The 20,231-nt window shown below is 64.8% G+C and carries 18 protein-coding genes and 1 pseudogene; 10 read left to right on the top strand and 9 right to left on the bottom strand.

Annotated features, from left to right (window positions below):
• Positions 1 to 4: 4 nt before the first annotated feature.
• Complete coding sequence (locus PKA57_RS13625; RefSeq protein WP_324301459.1) at positions 5 to 1,495, bottom strand: amidase; 1,491 nt, start codon at positions 1,493 to 1,495, stop codon at positions 5 to 7.
• A 156-nt stretch (positions 1,496 to 1,651) separates the two neighbouring features.
• Here PKA57_RS13625 and purB point away from each other — a divergent pair, with 156 nt between their 5' ends.
• Both purB and PKA57_RS13635 read left to right on the top strand, forming a co-directional pair.
• Complete coding sequence (gene purB, locus PKA57_RS13630) at positions 1,652 to 2,992, top strand: adenylosuccinate lyase (protein WP_324301461.1); 1,341 nt, start codon at positions 1,652 to 1,654, stop codon at positions 2,990 to 2,992.
• Positions 2,993 to 3,060: 68 nt separating this feature from the next.
• Positions 3,061 to 3,783, top strand: coding sequence for a histidine phosphatase family protein (locus tag PKA57_RS13635; protein ID WP_324301463.1), 723 nt, complete (start codon positions 3,061 to 3,063; stop codon positions 3,781 to 3,783).
• A gap of 3 nt (positions 3,784 to 3,786) precedes the next feature.
• Here the strand turns inward: PKA57_RS13635 and PKA57_RS13640 are convergent, their stop codons facing one another.
• Positions 3,787 to 4,566 (bottom strand): enoyl-CoA hydratase/isomerase family protein, encoded by a 780-nt coding sequence (locus PKA57_RS13640; RefSeq protein WP_324301465.1) that lies wholly within the window; start codon positions 4,564 to 4,566, stop codon positions 3,787 to 3,789.
• Positions 4,567 to 4,665: 99 nt separating this feature from the next.
• On the bottom strand, positions 4,666 to 6,633 hold the full coding sequence (locus PKA57_RS13645) for a pyrroloquinoline quinone-dependent dehydrogenase (RefSeq protein WP_324301467.1): 1,968 nt from the start codon (positions 6,631 to 6,633) through the stop codon (positions 4,666 to 4,668).
• 73 nt (positions 6,634 to 6,706) lie between these two features.
• Between PKA57_RS13645 and PKA57_RS13650 the strand changes: the two genes are divergently transcribed.
• On the top strand, positions 6,707 to 7,429 hold the full coding sequence (locus PKA57_RS13650) for a helix-turn-helix domain-containing protein (RefSeq protein WP_324301469.1): 723 nt from the start codon (positions 6,707 to 6,709) through the stop codon (positions 7,427 to 7,429).
• A gap of 40 nt (positions 7,430 to 7,469) precedes the next feature.
• Here PKA57_RS13650 and PKA57_RS13655 read toward each other — a convergent pair whose 3' ends face one another.
• Entirely contained in the window at positions 7,470 to 7,793 is a 324-nt protein-coding gene (locus PKA57_RS13655) for a DUF1476 domain-containing protein (protein WP_324301471.1), read from the bottom strand.
• 328 nt (positions 7,794 to 8,121) lie between these two features.
• On the opposite strand from PKA57_RS13655, the gene purC reads away from it, so the two are divergent.
• The 6 genes from purC (at position 8,122) to grxD (ending at position 12,800) form a co-directional block, all read left to right on the top strand.
• The gene (gene purC, locus PKA57_RS13660; protein WP_324301473.1) at positions 8,122 to 8,883 is read left to right on the top strand and encodes a phosphoribosylaminoimidazolesuccinocarboxamide synthase; all 762 of its coding nucleotides are present in this window, start codon (positions 8,122 to 8,124) and stop codon (positions 8,881 to 8,883) included.
• 128 nt (positions 8,884 to 9,011) lie between these two features.
• Entirely contained in the window at positions 9,012 to 9,257 is a 246-nt protein-coding gene (purS, locus tag PKA57_RS13665) for a phosphoribosylformylglycinamidine synthase subunit PurS (RefSeq protein WP_324301475.1), read from the top strand.
• A gap of 2 nt (positions 9,258 to 9,259) precedes the next feature.
• A complete protein-coding gene (purQ, locus tag PKA57_RS13670) occupies positions 9,260 to 9,928 on the top strand; it encodes a phosphoribosylformylglycinamidine synthase subunit PurQ (RefSeq protein ID WP_324301477.1) in 669 nt (222 codons plus the stop codon).
• Positions 9,925 to 12,144 (top strand): phosphoribosylformylglycinamidine synthase subunit PurL, encoded by a 2,220-nt coding sequence (gene purL / locus PKA57_RS13675; RefSeq protein WP_324301479.1) that lies wholly within the window; start codon positions 9,925 to 9,927, stop codon positions 12,142 to 12,144. The genes purQ and purL overlap by 4 nt, the downstream gene beginning before the upstream one ends.
• A gap of 34 nt (positions 12,145 to 12,178) precedes the next feature.
• Positions 12,179 to 12,415, top strand: coding sequence for a BolA family transcriptional regulator (locus tag PKA57_RS13680; protein ID WP_324301481.1), 237 nt, complete (start codon positions 12,179 to 12,181; stop codon positions 12,413 to 12,415).
• Positions 12,416 to 12,464: 49 nt separating this feature from the next.
• Positions 12,465 to 12,800: a Grx4 family monothiol glutaredoxin gene (gene grxD, locus PKA57_RS13685; protein WP_324301483.1), complete on the top strand. Its 336-nt coding sequence runs from the start codon at positions 12,465 to 12,467 to the stop codon at positions 12,798 to 12,800.
• A gap of 116 nt (positions 12,801 to 12,916) precedes the next feature.
• Here grxD and rpsD read toward each other — a convergent pair whose 3' ends face one another.
• Both rpsD and PKA57_RS13695 read right to left on the bottom strand, forming a co-directional pair.
• Positions 12,917 to 13,537 carry a 30S ribosomal protein S4 gene (rpsD, locus tag PKA57_RS13690; protein WP_324301485.1) on the bottom strand — a complete coding sequence of 207 codons (621 nt, stop codon included), beginning with the start codon at positions 13,535 to 13,537 and terminating at the stop codon, positions 12,917 to 12,919.
• A gap of 172 nt (positions 13,538 to 13,709) precedes the next feature.
• On the bottom strand, positions 13,710 to 14,531 hold the full coding sequence (locus PKA57_RS13695) for an RNA methyltransferase (RefSeq protein WP_324301488.1): 822 nt from the start codon (positions 14,529 to 14,531) through the stop codon (positions 13,710 to 13,712).
• 168 nt (positions 14,532 to 14,699) lie between these two features.
• On the opposite strand from PKA57_RS13695, the gene PKA57_RS13700 reads away from it, so the two are divergent.
• A complete protein-coding gene (locus PKA57_RS13700) occupies positions 14,700 to 15,923 on the top strand; it encodes an NADP-dependent isocitrate dehydrogenase (RefSeq protein ID WP_324301490.1) in 1,224 nt (407 codons plus the stop codon).
• A gap of 22 nt (positions 15,924 to 15,945) precedes the next feature.
• Here PKA57_RS13700 and PKA57_RS13705 read toward each other — a convergent pair whose 3' ends face one another.
• The 3 genes and pseudogenes from PKA57_RS13705 to PKA57_RS13715 form a co-directional block, all read right to left on the bottom strand.
• Positions 15,946 to 16,713 carry a methyltransferase domain-containing protein gene (locus tag PKA57_RS13705; protein WP_324301492.1) on the bottom strand — a complete coding sequence of 256 codons (768 nt, stop codon included), beginning with the start codon at positions 16,711 to 16,713 and terminating at the stop codon, positions 15,946 to 15,948.
• Between the two features lie 73 nt (positions 16,714 to 16,786).
• Positions 16,787 to 19,459 (bottom strand): alanine--tRNA ligase, encoded by a 2,673-nt coding sequence (gene alaS / locus PKA57_RS13710; RefSeq protein WP_324301494.1) that lies wholly within the window; start codon positions 19,457 to 19,459, stop codon positions 16,787 to 16,789.
• Between the two features lie 268 nt (positions 19,460 to 19,727).
• Positions 19,728 to 20,231: pseudogene (locus PKA57_RS13715) on the bottom strand (DNA recombination/repair protein RecA); the annotation flags it as partial.

Here is a 20,231-nt window from a genome sequence, read left to right on the forward strand (position 1 = left end):
GCGCTCAGCCCGCATAGACGCCCGCGTGCCGGATCGTCCAGGGCTGCGCCTGCTCCAGCTCATAGGCGAGCGCGAAGAGAAGCCCCTCCCCGCCCTTTGCCGCCGCGAACTGGCTGCCGATGGGAAGCCCGTCCTTGCTCATGCCGAGCGGCACCGACATGGCCGGCGTACCCGCCACATTGTGGATGGGCGTGTATGACACATAGTGGACGATGCGCTCATAGAGCGTGTTGAACTCGACGGTCGGCGCCTGCTCGCCGAGCTTCGGCGCCGGGCGCGCCAGCACCGGCGTCAGCCATGTGTCATAGCGCGCCATGAAGGCATCGGTCTTCGCCTCCGCCTCGCTGAAGAAGGCGAGCGACTTCTGGAGCGCATCCTTGGGCTTGCGCGCGAAAAACTCGGCAAGCCCGAGCGTCCAGGGCTCAAGCACCTTTTCCGGTTTCAAGCCCTTGCTCCTGGCAAGTTCGACGAGGCTCGCCGGGCCCGAGGCCCAGACGGTGAGGAAGGCATCGATGAATTCCTCGCCGTGAAGCGGGTTCTTCGCCTCGACGATGATGTGGCCGAGATCGTCGCAGAGATTGGCTGTCGCCTCGATCGCCGCCTTCACTTCGGCATGCGGCTCGCGGCCGAAATAATCGGCCGTCGAAAAGGCGATGGTAAGGCGCCTTCTGGAAAGGCCGGAGACGAAACCGACGGGCTTCAGCGGCGCGTCGGCAGAGCGATCCTCCGAGAGCGAGAAGACCATGGCGCTGTCGCGCACCGTGCGGCTCACGCAATTCTCGACGCCGATATCGCCCGGCATCGGCTTCGACCCGAGGCTCATGCGCCCGCGCGAAGGCTTCATGCCGAAGACGCCGCAGCAGGACGCGGGAATGCGGATCGAGCCGCCGCCATCGGAGGCATGCGCGACGGGCAGCATGCCCGCGGCCACTGCCGCCGCAGCCCCGCCAGACGAGCCGCCGGAGGAGTGCTCGAGGTTCCAGGGATTGCGGCAATCGCCGAGAAGAAGCGACTCGGTCGAGGCCATGAGGCCGAATTCGGGCGTATTCGTCTTGCCGAGCACGACGAGACCGGCATCGACGGCCTTTTCGGGAACGGGGTCCGTTCCCGGCGACTTGAAATTCGCAAAAAGCCGTGAGCCCGACGTGCGCCGCTCGCCGGTGAAATCGTTGAGATCCTTGATGAGATAGGGCACGCCTGAAAGCGGGCTTTCCGGCAGCCTGCCCTTCGCCGTTTCGCGCGCCTTGTCGAAGAATTCGGTCACCACCGCGTTGACCTTCGGATTGACGGCATTGATGCGCGCGATGGCGGCATCGACGAGTTCGAGCGCGGTCACTTCCTTCTTGCGCACAAGCTCGGCCTGCGCCATGGCGTCGAGGCCGGCGAAGCTCTCCTTGGCGAAAAGCGGCGTCGTGCGCAGGCTGGCGGCGCCTGCCACCAGCGCGGCAGCGGCGGCCGAGCCCAGAAACGTGCGGCGATTGAGTTCCGTGGTCATGCTTCCCTCCCCGGGTTCCGGCTTGTTGTGAGACGATCATAGCCACGAAAAAGCATCGCCGTCCGCCGAAAAGGACGCCAATTCCGCCGCCCTTGAGGTCCGCGGGACCATCTGATAAACCCTCAGCATTCCTGCACTTTTCGCGAGGCTTGGCCCATGATCCCCCGCTATTCGCGGCCTGAAATGGTTTCCATCTGGACCCCCGAAACGAAGTTCCGGATCTGGTTCGAAATCGAGGCCCATGCCTGCGACGCGCTGGCCGAACTCGGCGTCATCCCGAAGGAATCCGCGAAGAAGATCTGGGAGCTTGGCGGCAAGGCCGAATTCGATGTCGACCGCATCGACGAGATCGAGCGCGAGGTGAAGCACGACGTCATCGCCTTCCTCACCCATCTCGGCGAATTCATCGGCCCTGACTCGCGCTTCGTCCATCAGGGCATGACCTCCTCCGACGTGCTCGACACCTGCCTCAACGTGCAGCTCGTCCGCGCCGCCGACCTTCTTCTGAAGGACATGGACGCGCTGCTTGCGGCGATCAAGCGCCGCGCCTTCGAATACAAGGACACGCCGACCATCGGCCGCAGCCACGGTATCCATGCCGAGCCGACGACCTTCGGCCTCAAGCTCGCGCAGGCCTATGCCGAGTTCTCGCGCTGCCGCGAGCGTCTCGTCCATGCGCGCAAGGAAGTCGCGACCTGCGCCATTTCGGGCGCGGTGGGCACCTTCGCCAATATCGATCCGCGCGTCGAAGAGCATGTCGCGGCGAAGCTCGGCCTCGAGCCTGAGCCCGTCTCGACCCAGGTGATCCCGCGCGATCGCCACGCCATGTATTTCGCCACGCTCGGCGTCATCGCCTCCTCGATCGAAAGGCTCGCGACCGAAATCCGCCATCTTCAGCGCTCGGAGGTTCTCGAGGCCGAGGAATATTTCTCCGAGGGTCAGAAGGGCTCCTCGGCCATGCCGCACAAGCGCAATCCGGTGCTGACCGAAAACCTCACAGGCCTTGCCCGCCTCGTGCGCGGCATGGCGATCCCGGCGATGGAGAATGTCGCGCTCTGGCACGAGCGCGACATCTCGCATTCCTCGGTCGAGCGCATGATCGGTCCCGACGCGACGGTCACGCTCGACTTCGCGCTCGTCCGCCTCACCGGCGTCATCGACAAGCTGCTCGTCTATCCCGAGAACATGCAGCGCAATCTCGACAAGCTCGGCGGCCTCGTCCATTCGCAGCGCGTGCTGCTGGCGCTGACCCAGAAGGGCGTGAGCCGCGAGGACAGCTACCGCCTCGTGCAGCGCAATGCGATGCCCGTCTGGCGCGGCGAAGGCAACTTCCTCGAGCTTCTGAAGGCGGACAAGGATGTCTCCGCGAAGCTCTCCGACAAGGAGCTCGAGGAGCTTTTCGACCTCGGCTACCACACCAAGCATGTCGACACGATCTTCGCTCGCGTGTTCGGCAAGGAGGCGATGGCGGCCGCGAAGGGCAAGGCCGCGGACTAGGCTTCACGGCCCCGTCACATTCGACCCCGATACTTGTTGCCAGAGACATTCACTTCGAGGTCCATCCCATGCTTCGTACTGCCTTTGACGGCTCGCGCCGCCGCCGTATCTATCTCTTCCGTCATGGCGACGTGTCCTATGTCGACGATCGGGGCAACCGCGTCGCGGATTCGACCGCCGTTCCCCTCACCCCCTGGGGACGCGAGCAGGCGACGCTGACGGGCAAGGCGCTTCAGGGCATCGCCTTCGACCGCGCCATCTCGTCGAGCTTTCCGCGCTCGGTCGAGACGGCCGAACTCATCCTCGAAGGCCGCGGCATCGAGATCGAACGCAATCCGGCCTTTGTCGAATTTCAGGGCAACAGCGCCTATCGCGCGGCGGTCACCGACCTCAACGACATCGCTTATTCCTTCAAGGACGCGGCCGTTCCCGGCGCCCGCTACAATGGCGGCGACAGCTTCGAGGAAGTGAATGCCCGCGTCCTATCGGGGCTTGAAGCGGTGCTCGCGGAGCCGGAATGGGAAACGCTCGCCCTTGTCGCTCATGGCGGCATCAACCGCCTCGTGCTCGGCTGGGCGTTCGACACGGGCCTCGCCTCCTTTGCCTCCATCGACCAGAACACCTGCTGCTTCAACGTGATCGACGTGGACGTTCACCCCGCCACGAATACGGTGGTAAGAAAAACCGTCCGTGCCATGAACGTCACTACCTATGACGTGGCGAAGGAAGGCAACCACCTGCTCTCTCTGGAGCAGATCGCTACCCGCCTTCGCAACAAGGTTCCTGCCTGATCGTCAGCTACGCCCCTTGACGAACTTGTCGCTCTCCGCCTGCGCGGAGCGGAAGTTCGTCGAGAGCTGGCTCTGGTCGGCATCGGCATAGCTCGTCGCCTTGTGCAGCGCGTTGGCCGTGGCGTTGACCGCCTCCTTCACCATGCGCACCGCGGGCGCGGGCATCGAGGAGGCGGCGCGCGCCATTTCAAGCGCCTTCTCCACCACCTGCCCGTCTTCGGCGACCTCGTCGACGAGCCCCCAGTCCAGCGCGTGGTCGGCGCCCATCCGCTCGCAAAGGATGCAGATGCGCTTGGCCCGCGCCGGTCCGACCAGCGTGATGAGGCGCGGCAGCGCGCCCCATTGCAGATTGATGCCGATCTTCACCTCCGGCACATAGAGGAACGCGCCCTTGCCCATGACGCGCCAGTCGAGCGCGATGGGCAAAGCAACGCCCGCGCCGACGGCCATTCCCTCGATCGCGGCGATCGTCACCTGCGGCATGTCTTCCCAAGCCTGGCAGAGCCGCACGCCGCGATAATAGGTCTGGCGCAATTCGAGATCGCTGCCCGCCGTCACCGCGCGCGTCGCCCGCTCCTTGAGATCGATCCCGCCGGAGAAGGCCTCGCGCGTGCCGGTGAGCACGACGGCCTGCGTCTCGAGATCGTCCTGAAAGCGCCGCGCGACGTCGGTGAGTTCAAGGATCGTCTCCTGATTGAAGGCGTTGCGGTTGCCCTTCCTGTCGAAGCGCACAAGAGCCACGGGCCCCTGCTTTTCGATCGTGACGTTGTTGTAGCCGGGCATGAGCCCTCCCTTTCCGAGCGTTATCGTTATGGCCGGATTGTTGGACGTATGCAGGCCGAACTCAAGCGGGGCCGCGGGCCGCGCTTGTGCCCCCGTCTTTCATTTCCGCTCAGGCAGCGCATAGGCAATGACGCTGTCGCCGAGCTTCGTGCCCGCGCGCGCATGTCCGCCCGCCGCGATGACGACATATTGCCGCCCCTTCCACACATAGGACATGGGCGTCGCCTGCCCGCCCGCCGGCAACCGCGCCTTCCACAGCTCATCGCCCGTTTCTATGTCGAAGGCGCGCAGATAGTTGTCCATCGCCGCGCCGATGAAGATGAGCCCGCTATCGGTGGTGAGCGGCCCGCCGAAATTCGGCACGCCCCATTCGAGCGGCAGTGGCACGGGCGCAAGGTCCCGCACCGTGCCCAGCGGGCGCTTCCATTTGATCGCGCCGTTTTCGAGATCGACAGCCACGAGCGATCCCCATGGCGGCGGCGTGCAGGGAAGCCCGAGCGGCGACAGGAAGAGATCACGCCTCATGCCATAGGGCGCGCCCGCCTGCGGCACGATCTCGGCGCTCTCGTCCACTTCCTTGCGCCCCTTATATTCAGAGGACGGAAAGAGCGTGACGATGTGGCCGGCATTGTTGACATTGACGACGGCGATCTTGCGTGCCGGATCGAAGCTCATTCCACCCCAGTTCGCGCCTCCTCCGGTGAAAGGATAGATGAGCGTGCCTTCGAGCGAGGGCGGAGTGAACAATCCATCGCTGCGGACCTTGTCGAGCGTCGCGTTGCAGGCCCGCTTGTCGAACCAGACGAGGCCCCATGCGCCGCCTTTCTCGAGCTTCTGCGGCACGAGCGCGGGCGGCTTCACAGGGAATGGCTGGGTCGGCGAAAGCGCCTCGCCCGCCACCGCGCCTTGCGGCACGGGCCGCTCCACGACATCGAAGAAGGGTTTGCCCGTGTCGCGCTCCAGCACGAACATGAAGCCCGTCTTCGTCACCTGCACGACGACATCGACGGGCTTGCCGTCGCGCGTCAGCGTCGCCAGCGTCGGCTGGGCGGGAAGATCGTAGTCCCAGACATCGTGATGCACCGTCTGGAAGGCCCATTGAACGGCGCCCGTCTCCACATTCAGCGCGACGACGGAATCGGCATAGGCATCGTCGCCGGCCCGCAGCCCGCCGAAGAAATCGGGGCTGGGCGAGGATGTCGGCAGGAAGACGAGGCCGCGCGCCTCGTCGACCGAGATCGGCGCCCAGACATTCGCCTGCCCCGTATGCGCGGCCGCGCCGGACGCCCAGCTTTCCGGCTTCTCGGCGGCGCCCCGCGCCACCGGATCGAAGCTCCATCTGAGCGCGCCCGTCCGTGCATCATAGGCCCTGACCGTTCCCTTCGGCGCATCGACCCGCGCATTGTCGCCGATGGACGAGCCGAGAATGACGACGCCATGCGAAACCACGGGCGGCGACGTGTGCTGATACTCGCCCGGCCAGACGAGCAGCCGGTCGGCGCCCGCCGTCACCTCGCCGGGCTTGTCCGGATCGGGCCCGAAGTCCGGACATGGCTTGCCGGTCCGCGCATCGAGCGCGATCAGGCGCCCGTCATTCGTGCCCATGAAGATGCGGCTGCCGCAGGTGGCGTCGAGCGGGGCCCCGGCATCCTGCCAGTAGGCAACGCCCCGGCAGACGAACTGATTGGCCGGGCGCTGGTCGAGCGCGATGCCGGGATCGTAGGTCCAGCGCTCGACGCCCGTCGCCGGATCGAGCGCGACGACGACATTGAAGGGCGTGCAGAAAACGAGATTGTCCTCGGCAAGTATCGGCGTCGCCTCGAAGGCGTAGCGCTTGCGCACATTGGCGGGCTTGCCCGCAAGCGCGCCTGTCGAATAGCGCCAGACCTCCTTGAGGTTCGCGACATTGGCTGGCGTGATGGCGCTTGCCTGCACATGCCTCTGCCCGCCGGCATCGCCGCCATAATGGCCCCAGCCGCCATCATCGGCGCTCGCCCGGGCAAGCCCCCCGGCGAGCAACAGGGCCAGCGCCCAAGCAAGAGAGTGCCGCCACTTCGCCATGGCCATGTTCCCGCCACCTTGAATAAATGAATGAATCATTCATATAATACCTTTCGAGAGACGGACCGCAAGAGGCCAAATGACGACCCAACCCAAAAGCCGGACGGGCAAGGCGCGAACAGCCGCGCGCTTCGAGGAAATCGCGGAAGCGGCCATCGACTGCTTCACGGAAGCAGGCTACCGCCGCACTCAGGTCGCGGACATTGCGAGGCAGATGGGGGTGTCGGCGGGCACGCTATACCTTTATGCCGCGAGCAAGGAAGCCCTGCTTCATCTTGCCGTCATGCGGCTCTGCGGCCTGCCGCTCGAGGATTTGCCGGTCCCCCTGCCCGATCCCGGCATCGGGGAGACGGCCGCGCTGCTGCGCGCGAAGATCGGGGCGCATGCGCGCTGGCCGCTCCTCGGCGAGGCGCTGACGCGGGCAAGCCCGGCCGACGCATCGACACTGGCGGCCATAGGCGGCGCGCTCCATGACGTTCTGGCGGAACAGCGGCGGATCGTCTGGCTGCTCGATAGCTGCGCCTTCGACATCGCGGAACTGAACGAGATCCACCGCCAGCAAGTCCGCGGCGCCTATCTCGACGATCTCGTGGCGCTGATCGGGCGCGGAGCCGCCCCTGACTGGACGGAAACGAAACTCAGGGTCGCGGCCCGCTGCGCGATCGAGATCGTCGCCTGGGCGGCCATGCACCGCAGGCGCGAAAGACCGTTCGCCCACGAAGCCACCTGTCCCGAGGAAGCGGAAGCGCGCGATGTGGCATCGCGCCTCTTCGCCTCGGCGCTCATGGCCGTCCGGAACTAGGAAACCGTCTCAGCGAATCGGGTCAAACCGCTGATCGGGATCAGCCTTCGGCCTTCACCTGACGAACCGCCTCGGCGAGATATTCGTCCATCGCCCTGCGGATCTGGTGATCCGACTGCGCGACGCCCTTCGCATCGAAGTCGGCGCGCAGCTTGCGGAACACGTCCTCGTCGCCCACTTCCTGAAGATCGACCTTCACGATCTCCTGGGCATATTCGGCGGCCGCATCGCCCGTCAGCCCGAGAAGCTCCGCCGCCCAAAGGCCGAGCAGCCGGTTCCGGCGCGCAGTGGCCTTGAATTGCAGTTCGGCATCATGGGCGAAGATCTTCTCGAAATCTTCTCCGCGCTTGTCGAATGTGGACATGGACCTCATCGCTCCAAAGCACTGCCGGCACGGGGAGGCCGGCCGGTGCGAAAACGAGGCATAGGCATAACCGCGCGGGGCCGGCAAATCAACAGCGCACGCCACTTGAGCTTGGGCCTGCGGCTAATTATCTAAGTTGCTGATTTGGCGAAGAATTAAGGACTTCGGCCGCTTTCGCGTACATTGATTGTATAGCTACGAGGCATGGAGTAACTTGCGCCCGAGCCGGAGGGGCGATTCCCATGCCCTCCCTCGTCCCCTTTCACCGCGGGACCGTTACGCCTGCACGCGCCCTCATGATCGGGCGCCAACCGATTGGAATCATGACATGAGCCGGCGCAGACGCGTTTACGAAGGCAAGGCCAAGGTTCTGTACGAAGGCCCCGAGCCGGGAACGCTTGTCCAGCACTTCAAGGACGACGCCACCGCGTTCAACAACCAGAAGCACGCGACCATCGAGGGCAAGGGCGTCCTCAACAATCGCATCTCCGAATTCATCTTCTCGCGCCTCAACGAGATCGGCGTGCCCACGCACTTCATCCGATCCATCAACATGCGCGAGCAACTGATCCGCGAGGTCGAGATCATTCCTTGTGAGGTGGTGGTGCGCAATGTCGCCGCCGGCTCGATCTCCAAGCGGCTCGGCATCGAGGAGGGCACGGCCCTTCCCCGCTCCATCATCGAGTTCTATTACAAGAACGACGAGCTCGGCGACCCGATGATCTCCGAAGAGCACATCACGGCCTTCGGCTGGGCGACGCCGCAGGAGATCGACGACATGATGGCTCTCGCGCTGCGCGTCAACGATTTCCTCACCGGCCTCTTCCTCGGCATCGGCATCCGCCTCGTCGACTTCAAGGTCGAGTTCGGCCGCCTCTACGAAGGCGACATGGTGCGCGTGGTGCTGGCCGACGAGATCAGCCCGGACAGCTGCCGCCTGTGGGACATCCGCACCAACGACAAGCTCGACAAGGATCGTTTCCGCCGCGACATGGGCGGCCTCATCGAGGCCTATCAGGAAGTGGCGCGCCGTCTCGGCATCCTCTTCGAGAACGAACCGAAGCGACGCGGACCGATGCTGGTCAAGTGACGCTGGCGGCAGCACGGCCTCATGCCCGGACCTGATCCGGGCACCCAGGATTTAAGACTTGTGACCAAACGGCCCCGAATTGCCGGCAACCCGGCAATGAAAAGGGAAGCAGAGATACAGGATTGCACATGAAGGCCCGCATCAAGGTCATGTTGAAGAACGGCGTGCTCGACCCGCAGGGCAAGGCCATCGAAGGCGCGTTGGGCTCGCTCGGTTTCTCCGGCGTGGCCAGCGTCCGCCAGGGCAAGCTCTTCGAGGTCGAACTCGACGAAAAGGATCCCGCCCGGGCCCGTGTCGCCCTGGAGGACATGAGCAAGAAGCTCCTCGCCAACACCGTGATCGAAAACTACGCGATCGAGATCGACGAGAAATAAGCATGAAATCCGCCGTCATCGTCTTTCCGGGATCGAACCGCGAGCGCGACATGCTCTACGCGCTCGAACAGATCACCGGCAAGAAGCCCATCGCCGTTTGGCATGCCGAGAAAGAGCTTCCCGACGTCGACCTCGTCGTGCTGCCCGGCGGCTTCTCCTATGGCGACTATCTGCGCACAGGGGCGATCGCCGCGCGCGCCGCGATCATGGACGATGTCCGCAGGAAGGCCGATCAGGGCGTCCACATTCTCGGCGTCTGCAACGGCTTCCAGATCCTGTGCGAGGCCGGCCTGCTGCCCGGCGTACTCATCCGCAACAGCCATCTCAAATTCGTCTGCCGCCATGTGAAGCTCGAAGTGGCGAATGCCGATACGGCCTTCACGCGCAAGTACAGGCAGGGCGAGGTCTGGCGCTGCCCTGTCGCGCATGGCGACGGCAACTACTTCGCCGACGCCGAAACGCTGGCGCGTATCGAGGGCGAAGGCCGCGTCGTCTTCCGCTATGCGGAAGGCACGAACCCCAACGGCTCGCTCAACGACATAGCGGGCATCATCAATGAGCGCGGCAATGTCATGGGACTGATGCCGCATCCCGAAAACGAAATCGAGCCGCTCAATGGCGGCACGGAAGGCCGTGCCCTCTTCGAGAGCGTGCTGGAGGCGGTTGCGTGATCCCCAACGACGTGAAAATCACTCCCGAGCTGGTCGCCGAACATGGCCTCAAGCCGGACGAATATCAGCGCATTCTCGACCTCATCGGCCGCGAGCCGACGCTGACCGAACTCGGCATCTTCTCGGCGATGTGGAACGAGCACTGCTCCTACAAATCGTCGAAGAAATGGCTCCGCACGCTGCCGACGACGGGCCCGCGCGTCATTTGCGGCCCCGGCGAGAATGCCGGCGTCGTCGATATCGGCGACGGTCAGGCCATCGTCTTCAAGATGGAGAGCCACAACCACCCCTCCTATATCGAGCCCTATCAGGGCGCGGCGACGGGCGTGGGCGGCATCCTGCGCGACGTCTTCACCATGGGCGCGCGCCCCGTCGCGGCGCTCAATGCGCTGCGCTTCGGCGAGCCGGATCATCCGCGCACGCGCCACATCCTGTCCGGCGTCGTCGCCGGCGTCGGCGGCTATGGCAATTCCTTCGGTGTGCCGACCATCGGCGGCGAAGTGAATTTCGACGAGAGCTACAACGGCAACTGCCTCGTCAACGCCTTCGCGGCGGGCCTCGCGGATGCCGACAAGATCTTCTATTCCAAGGCCGAGGGCGTCGGCCTTCCCATCGTCTATCTCGGCTCCAAGACCGGCCGCGACGGCATCCATGGCGCGACGATGGCGTCGGCCGAATTCGACGAGGATTCGGAGGAGAAGCGCCCGACCGTGCAGATCGGCGACCCCTTCTCCGAGAAACTCCTGCTCGAAGCCTGCCTCGAGCTGATGGCATCGGGCGCCGTCGTCGCCATTCAGGACATGGGCGCGGCGGGCCTCACCTGCTCGGCCGTCGAAATGGGCGCGAAGGGCGATCTCGGCGTCGAGCTCGATCTCGACCGCGTGCCCTGCCGCGAAGCGGGCATGACGGCCTATGAAATGATGCTCTCGGAGAGCCAGGAGCGCATGCTCATGGTGCTCCACCCCGAAAAGGAAGAAGAGGCCGAAGCGATCTTCCGCAAATGGGGCCTCGACTTCGCCGTCATCGGCAAGACGACGGACGATCTGCGCTTCCGCATCAAGCAGCATGGCGATGTCATGGCCGACCTCCCCATCAAGGAGCTTGGCGATCAGGCGCCGGAATATGACCGCCCCTGGGTCGAGACGCCGAAGCCGGCCCAACTCGCCATCGCCGATGTGCCCGCGCCCAACGATCTTTCCGAAGTGCTGGTGAAGATCGTCGGCCTGCCGGATATGTGCTCGCGGCGCTGGGTCTGGGAGCAATACGACCATCTCATTCAGGGCAACACGGCCGTCGGGCCGGGCGGCGATGCGGCCGTCATTCGCGTCGATCACAGCGGCAAGGCGCTCGCCTTCACGCTCGACGTGACGCCGCGCTATTGCGCCGCCGATCCGCGCGAGGGCGGACGTCAGGCGGTGGCGGAATGCTGGCGCAATCTCACCGCCGTCGGCGCCGAGCCGCTCGCCATTACCGACAATCTCAACTTCGGCAATCCCGAAAAGCCCGAAATCATGGGCCAGCTCGTGGGCTGCATTCAGGGCATCGGCGATGCCTGCCGCGCGCTCGACTTCCCAGTCGTCTCGGGCAACGTCTCGCTCTACAACGAGACGAATGGCAAGGGCATCCTGCCCACGCCGGCGATCGGTGGCGTTGGCCTCCTGCCCGACATCTCGAAGCGCATGACCGTCGCCTTCAAGGCGGCTGGCGAAGCGATCGTCGTCATCGGCGAAACGAAGGGCCATCTCGGCCAGAGCATCTATGCGCGCGACATCCTCGCCTTGCGCGAGGGAGCGCCGCCCGCCGTGGACCTCGCCGCCGAGCGCCGCAATGGCGACTTCGTACGCGGCGAAATCCGCTCCGGCGCGCTCTCTGCCGTGCATGACGTCTCCGACGGCGGCATCGTCGCAGCCGTGGCGGAAATGGCGATCGCCTCCGGCATCGGCGCGCGCATCGAAGCGCCCTCCGATCTGCCGCTGCACGCCTGGGCCTTCGGCGAAGATCAGGCCCGCTATGTCGTCACCCTCCCCGAGGACGCCGCCACGGCGCTTCTCGAAAGGGCCGCAGGTGCGGGCGTTCCCGCCGCGCGGATCGGGCGGACGGGCGGCGCCGAATTGACACTCGACGGCTGCAATCCCATATCATTGCAGAGGCTGAAAACAGCGCATGAGAGCTGGCTTCCCGCCTATATGGCGGCGGCGCCCGCCGAAGCCCTCTGAACGGGAACCCTCGGACAAAGGAGAAACTGACGACATGGCGATGACTGCGAGCGAGATCGAACGCCTCATCAGGGAGGCCTTGCCGGATGCCAAGATCGACATCCGCGATCTCGCGGGTGACGGCGATCACTATGCGGCCAATGTCATCTCGGCGGCCTTCAAGGGAAAGACGCGCGTGCAGCAGCACCAGATGGTCTACAACGCATTGAAGGGCGGCATGGGCAGCGAGCTTCACGCGCTCGCACTCCAGACCTCCGCGCCGGAAGATTGAACGGGACCATTTCCAGATCAAGAGCGCCAAGCGCGCGGAAGGAAATCAGATGAGCGAAAATCCAGTCTTCGACCGCATCCGTCAGGAAATCGACGGCAATGACGTGGTTCTCTTCATGAAGGGAACGCCGGTCTTTCCGCAATGCGGCTTTTCCAATGCCGTCGTGCAGGTGCTCACCTATCTGAACGTGCCCTTCAAGGGCATCAACGTGCTCGAGGACCCCGAGATCCGCGAGGGCGTGAAGCAGTTCTCCGACTGGCCGACGATCCCGCAGCTCTATGTGAAGGGCGAATTCGTCGGCGGCTGCGACATCGTGCGCGAAATGTTCGAGCAGGGCGAGCTGCGCGATTTCCTCGCGGCGAAGGGCATCGAGGCGGCGGCCTGATTTCGGGCCCGCCTGCCATCGCCGCGCAGGACCCGTCCCGCACAAGCGACAAGTGACCAAACAAAAAGGCCGCTCTCTCGAGCGGCCTTTTGCATTTCCGACCTTCGCGGTCCGGGTTACGAACGCGAATAGAATTCGACGACGAGGTGCGGCTCCATCTGCACCGGATAGGGCACATCGGCCAGCACCGGAATGCGGATGAGCTTCGCGGTCATCTTGTTGTGATCGACTTCGACGTAGTCCGGCGTGTCGCGCTCCGCGCTCTGCGTCGCTTCAAGCACGAGAGCGAGCTGCTTCGACTTCTCGCGCACCTCGACCACATCGCCCTCACGCAGGCGGTAGCTCGGGATGGTGACGCGCTTGCCGTTGACCAGGACATGGCCGTGATTGACGAACTGACGCGCGGCGAAAACGGTCGTCACGAACTTCGCACGATAGACCACCGCGTCGAGACGGCGCTCGAGCAGGCCGATCAGATTGGCGCCCGTGTCGCCCTTGATGCGCGTCGCGGCCTTGTAGATGCCGTGAAACTGCTTCTCGGAGATATTGCCGTAATAGCCCTTGAGCTTCTGCTTGGCGCGAAGCTGCACGCCGAAGTCGGAGAGCTTGCCCTTGCGGCGCTGTCCGTGCTGGCCGGGGCCGTATTCGCGGCGATTGACCGGGCTCTTCGGGCGGCCCCAGATGTTCTCGCCCAGACGGCGGTCAATTTTGTACTTGGTTTCCTGGCGCTTTGTCATAGCGGTTCCTGTCAAAATAAAGGGAAACGCCCCTCCTCTGCCGCAGAACCTTTCAGGGTTCCTTGGCCGACAGGGAAGCGGCACAAGCGTATCCGCTCCCACGGGTGCGTGAATGTGAAAAGGCCCCTGAGGGCCGTTTCGGGGCGGGTTTTAGCCCGCCACGGCTGACCTGTCAAACGCCGCCCGGCGCTTCGTCCTCCGCTTCCTCGTCTTCCGGTCCCTGGCCTTTCGGGACCCTTCGCGTCAGCGCGGCGACGACGCCCCGCATGGTCCGAACCTCCTGCTCGGTCATTTCCGCCCGCTGGAACATGTTCCTGAGGTTGCGGACCATGGAGGGGCGCTTCTCCGGCGGCTTCAGGAAGCCGAAGCGGTCAAGCTCCCTCTCCAGATGCTCGAAGAAGCCCAGAAGCTCCTCCTTGGTCGCCGGACGGGTCTGGAGATAGTCGATCTGCCGGGCCGGCGTCTGGTCCGCCGCCTTGAACCATTCATAGCCGATAAGGAGCACCGCCTGGGCGAGATTGAGCGAGGCGAAGGCGGGATTGACCGGCACCATCAGAACGGCATCGGCGAGCACCACATCGTCATTGGTGAGGCCCGTGCGCTCCGGCCCGAAGAGCACGCCCGCCCGGCCGCCGCCCGCGATCACCTCGCGCAGCTTTGCCGCCGCGGCAGCGGGCGTCAGAACCGGTTTCACCATGTCGCGGACGCGCGCCGTCGTCGCAATGACAAAATCGAGATCGGCCACCGCTTCTTCGCTCCGGGCGAAAAGCTGGGCATTATCGATGACGATATCCGCGCCTGACGCCGCGGCGCGGGCGCGCTCGTTCGGCCAGCCATCCCTGGGCGCCACCAGACGCAGATCGGAGAGCCCGAAGTTGAGCATCGCCCGCGATGCCGTGCCGATGTTCTCGCCAAGCTGCGGCTGCACGAGAATCACCGCCGGCGCCTGGCCGCCCCGGGAGCTGTCCAATTTCGTCTGATCGGTTCCGGCCATTCGTCAACGGGCCTTCGCTTGAAACAATGTGTCGCTGAATAGGCGATTGCGTGGCTTTAATCAATTGGCAGGCAATGTTATAGGGTTCATATCCCACGCGTTTGCGGTTCCCGTCCGGGAACCTGGCGTCCCATGTGCTCACGTTTTTTTTCCGAAGGGTTGTGCCGCATGTCGAAGATCAAGGTCAAAAATCCCATAGTCGATCTCGATGGCGACGAAATGACCCGGATCATCTGGAAGATGATCAAGGACAAGCTGATCTTCCCCTTCCTCGATCTCGACATCAAATATTTCGATCTCGGCATCGAGCATCGCGACGCCACCGACGACAAGGTCACGATCGAGGCCGCCGAAGCGATCAAGCATTATGGCGTCGGCGTCAAATGCGCGACCATCACGCCCGACGAAGCGCGCGTGAAGGAGTTCAATCTCAAAAAGATGTGGAAGTCGCCCAACGGCACGATCCGCAACATTCTCAATGGCACGGTCTTCCGTGAACCGATCATCTGCCGCAACATTCCGCGCCTCGTGCCCGGCTGGACTGAGCCGATCGTGATCGCGCGCCACGCCTATGGCGACCAGTATCGCGCCACGGATTTCCGTGTACCCCGCAATGGCCGCCTCACCCTCACCTGGGTATCCGATGACGGCAAGGAGAAGATCGAGGAAGAAGTGTTTCACTTCTCCGGCGCGGGTGTCGCGCTCTCGATGTACAATCTCGACGACTCGATCCGCGATTTCGCGCGCGCCTGCATGAAGTTCGGCCTGGACCGCGACTACCCCGTCTATCTTTCGACGAAGAACACGATCCTCAAGGCCTATGACGGCCGCTTCAAGGACATCTTCCAGGAAGTCTATGAAAGCGAGTTCAAGGCCGATTTCGAGAAGAAGAAGCTCGTCTATGAGCACCGCCTCATCGACGACATGGTCGCCTCCTCGCTGAAGTGGTCGGGCGGCTATGTCTGGGCGTGCAAGAACTACGATGGCGACGTGCAGTCCGATGCGGTCGCGCAGGGCTTCGGCTCGCTCGGCCTCATGACCAGCGTGCTGCTCACGCCGGATGGCGACATCATGGAAGCGGAAGCGGCGCATGGCACGGTGACGCGCCACTATCGCGCGCATCAGCGCGGCGAGCAGACATCGACGAACTCGATCGCGTCGATCTTCGCCTGGACGCGCGGCCTCTCACATCGCGCCAAGCTCGACGGCAATGACGCGCTGGCGAACTTCGCCCACACGCTCGAGAAGGTCTGCGTCTCGACCGTCGAGAGCGGCTATATGACGAAGGACCTCGCCCTTCTCGTCGGCTCGGAGCAGAAGTGGCTGACGACCGAGGGCTACCTCGACAAGCTCGCCGAAAATCTCCACAAGGCGCTGGCGAAGCAGGCATAAGCCTGCTTTCGCAGGCGTCCGGTCAATCCGGATAGCCGATCACAAGCCGCAGCGAGCCCTCGAAAAAGGGCATCCGCCGCAAGGCGCCATGGCGCGCGTCCCATGCGCCTGACTGCAAATCCTCCGTGAGCCGGGCGACGAAACGCGCCTCGACACCCGGCTCCGCAAAGCCCCAGGAGGATTGGGCTCGCCGCACCGCCGGGTCGAGCAGCCGCTCCGGGCGCGCATAAAAGGCTTCCGTAAAACCATCGCTGCAATCGGCCGGGATGGGAACGGTCCGCACCACGCTCCGCTTGCCGATGAGCGCGCCGATCCGCTCGAGGGGCGGGCAACGCCGCCTCTCGGCGGCGATGAGTTCCGGCGCGTAATCCGCAAGCCAGAAGCGACCGAGCGCATCGCCATCGAATGTGAGCACGGCGACCGGCCCCCGCGCGACGCGGCGCATCTCGCTCAGGCCCTTGGCGAGATCGGCCCATTGATGCACCGTGACGAGCGCCATGGCCGCATCGAAAGAGCAGTCGTCGAAAGGGAGATCCTCCGCCACCGCGCGAATGGCGGGCGCCAGATGCGGTGGCCGCTGCGCGCGCATCGCGGCAGAAGGCTCGACGGCGAGCACATGACGATCCAGCGGCTCGTAGGAGCCTGCACCCGCGCCGACATTGAGCACACTGCGCGCAGGTCCCAGCGCCTCGTGAACAAGGGCCGCGATGCGGGGATCGGGACGGCGCTGAAGGGCGTAGCCCTGCCCATGCGCCTCATAGTCGAAATCGCCGCCTGCGCGCCCGCTCATCGTCCCTCCGCCCGTCGCCGCCTCGCCCCGTCATCTCTGAGTGGAGAAGCGCCGCCCGATGCCGCGAAAGGGATCAGGCCGCGCCTGCAAGTTCTCCGACCGCCGCGCGAACCGCGTCGAGCGCGGCCTCGGCCTTGGCACCCTCCGGCCCGCCGGCCTGCGCCATGTCGGGCCGCCCGCCGCCGCCCGAGCCGCCCATCGCCGCCGCGCCTGCCTTCACCAGATCGACCGCGTTGAAACGCGAGGTGAGGTCCGCCGTGACGCCGACCGCGATCGCGCCCTTGCCGTCCTCGCTCACCGCGACGAGCGCGACGACGCCGGAGCCGGCCTGCTTCTTCGCCTCGTCGACGAGGCCGCGCAGATCCTTCGGATTGACGCCGGCGAGCACGCGCGCGACGACCTGTACGCCGCCAATGGTCTGCGCCGGGCTCGCCTCCGCGGCGCCCCCGCCGGACATGGCGAGCTTCTTCTTCGCCTCGTTCAACTCGCGTTCGAGGCGCTTGCGCTCCTCCACCAGCGAGACGACGCGCTGCGGCAGTTCTTCCGGCGCGATCTTCAGCGCGCCCGCCGCTTCCTTCGCGATGCGCTCCTGCTCGACGAGATAGTGCCGCGCACCCTCGCCCGTCAGCGCCTCGATGCGCCGCACGCCCGAGGCCACCGCGCTCTCGCTCACGATCTTGAAGATCGCGATGTCGCCGACGCGGCGCACATGGGTGCCGCCGCAAAGCTCGACCGAATAGGTTTTCTCGCTCTGATCCTCGTCCACGCCCATCGAAAGCACGCGCACTTCATCGCCATACTTCTCACCGAAAAGCGCGAGCGCGCCCGCCTCGATCGCCTCGGCGGGCGTCATGAGCCGCGTCGTCACATCGCGGTTCTGGCGGATGATGCGGTTGACGATGTCCTCGACCCTGGCGATTTCCTCCGCCGTCATCGGCTTGGGGTGGCTGAAGTCGAAGCGCAGCCGCTCCGGCGCGACCATCGAGCCCTTCTGCGTCACATGGGGCCCGAGCACGCGGCGCAGCGCCTCATGCAGCAGATGCGTCGCGGAGTGGTTCGCGCGTGTCGCCGTGCGCCGCGCGCTGTCGACCTTCATCTCCACGACATCGCCGACCTTGAGTTCGCCGCGCGCGAGCCTGCCCGTATGAACGATCATGTCGCCGAGCTTCTTCTGCGTATCGGAGACGGGGAACTCCGCGCCCGAACCATTGAACAGAAGCCCCGTGTCGCCGACCTGCCCGCCCGACTCGCCATAGAAGGGCGTCTGGTTGGTGATGATCGCGGCCTCGGCACCGGCGCCGACCTTCTCCACCGGCGCGCCATCGACAACGATCGCAACGATCTTGCCTTCGGCCGTTTCCGTCTCGTAGCCGAGGAACTCCGTCGCGCCATGCTCCTCGCGCAGCTCGAACCAGACGGTCTCTGTCGCCTTTTCGCCGGAACCCGACCAGGCCCTCCGCGCGTCCTCGCGCTGGCGCGCCATCGCGCGGTCGAAGCCTTCCTGCTCGACGGTGATGCCCTTCGGCCGCAGCGCGTCCTGCGTCAGATCGAGCGGAAAGCCATAGGTGTCGTAGAGCTTGAACGCGACCTCGCCCGGCAGCACCTTCGCGCTTCCGATACGGTCGAGTTCATCGTCGAGCAGGCGAAGGCCGCGCACCAGCGTTTCGCGGAAGCGCGTCTCCTCGAGCTTGAGCGTCTCGGTGACGAGCGCCTCGGCGCGGCGAAGCTCCGGATAGGCATCGCCCATCTGCCGGACGAGCGCCGGCACAAGCCGCCACATCAGCGGTGCCGTGACGCCGAGAAGCTGCGCATGGCGCATGGCGCGGCGCATGATGCGGCGGAGCACATAGCCGCGCCCTTCGTTGGAAGGCAGCACGCCGTCGGCGATGAGGAAGCAGCTCGCGCGCAGGTGATCGGCGATGACGCGATGGCTCACCGCATGGGGGCCGTCGGGATCGGTGCCGGACGCTTCGGCCGAAGCCAGAATGAGCGCGCGCATGAGGTCGGTCGCGTAATTGTCATGCGTGCCCTGAAGCACGGCCGCGACGCGCTCGAGCCCCATGCCGGTGTCGATGGAGGGTTTCGGCAGGCTGATGCGCGTTCCGTCCGCATGCTGCTCATACTGCATGAAGACGAGATTCCAGATCTCGATGAAACGGTCGCCATCCTGATCGGCGCTGCCGGGAGGGCCGCCCGGAATCTTCGGCCCATGATCGAAGAAGATTTCCGAGCACGGGCCGCAGGGGCCCGTTTCGCCCATCGACCAGAAATTGTCCGAAGTCGCAATGCGGACGATGCGCTCGTCCGGAAGCCCTGCGATCTTCTTCCAGAGGTTGAACGCCTCGTCATCCTCCGCATAGACGGTCGACATCAGCCGGTCTTTCGGCAGGCCGAATTCCTTGGTGACGAGGTTCCAGGCCAGTTCGATCGCATCGGCCTTGAAATAGTCGCCGAAGGAGAAATTGCCCAGCATCTCGAAGAAGGTGTGATGACGCGCCGTGTAGCCGACATTGTCGAGGTCGTTATGCTTGCCGCCCGCGCGCACGCATTTCTGCGCCGTGGCCGCGCGGGAATAGGGGCGCGTCTCATTGCCGGTGAAGACGTTCTTGAACTGCACCATTCCGGCATTGGTGAAAAGCAGCGTCGGATCGTTGTTCGGAACGAGTGGCCCCGACGGCACGATCTCGTGGCCGTTCCTGCCGAAATAGGAGAGATACTTGCTGCGGATCTCGTTGAGCCCGGCCATTCCGTCATCTCGCTTCGTATTCCGGGGCGCGCGCCTTGCCGGCCCTCCCGACGGGCGCGCCCTGGAAAGTTGAAAGTCGTTCGAGCTTTTACCGTCCGCCCCGGCAACTGTCTAGGAAAGCCCCTTGGACTGGGGCCGCATTCCTCCTGCCCGCCGCCCGTCCCGGGGCGCTGCAACCCGCCTCCGGAAACGCAAAACGGCGCCGGGGGGTATCCGGCGCCGCGCCTTGCACAAGCAGGCTAGAGAAACCTTGCGGGAAGGAGCCCTCTCAGGCGCTCGCCTCCATATCGCCATCGCCATCGGCATCGTCCTCGGGCGCGCCTTCCATGATCTGCTCGGCGATCAGCCCTGCATTCTGCCGGATGGCCTGTTCGATCTGGGCGGCCATATCGGGGTTTTCCTTCAGGAAGGTCTTGGCGTTCTCGCGGCCCTGCCCGATGCGCTGGCTGTTATAGGAGAACCAGGAGCCCGACTTCTCGACGATGCCCGCCTTGACGCCGAGATCGATGAGTTCGCCGGTCTTGGAGATGCCCTCGCCATACATGATGTCGAATTCGATCTGCTTGAAGGGCGGCGCGACCTTGTTCTTGACCACCTTCACGCGGGTCTGGTTGCCGACCACCTCGTCGCGATCCTTGATCGCGCCGATGCGGCGAATGTCGAGGCGGACCGAAGCGTAGAATTTGAGTGCGTTGCCGCCCGTCGTCGTCTCCGGGCTGCCGAACATCACGCCGATCTTCATGCGGATCTGGTTGATGAAGATCACCATGGT

Origin of the sequence: Parvibaculum sp., assembly GCF_035325945.1 — a bacterium.
GTDB lineage: Bacteria > Pseudomonadota > Alphaproteobacteria > Parvibaculales > Parvibaculaceae > Parvibaculum.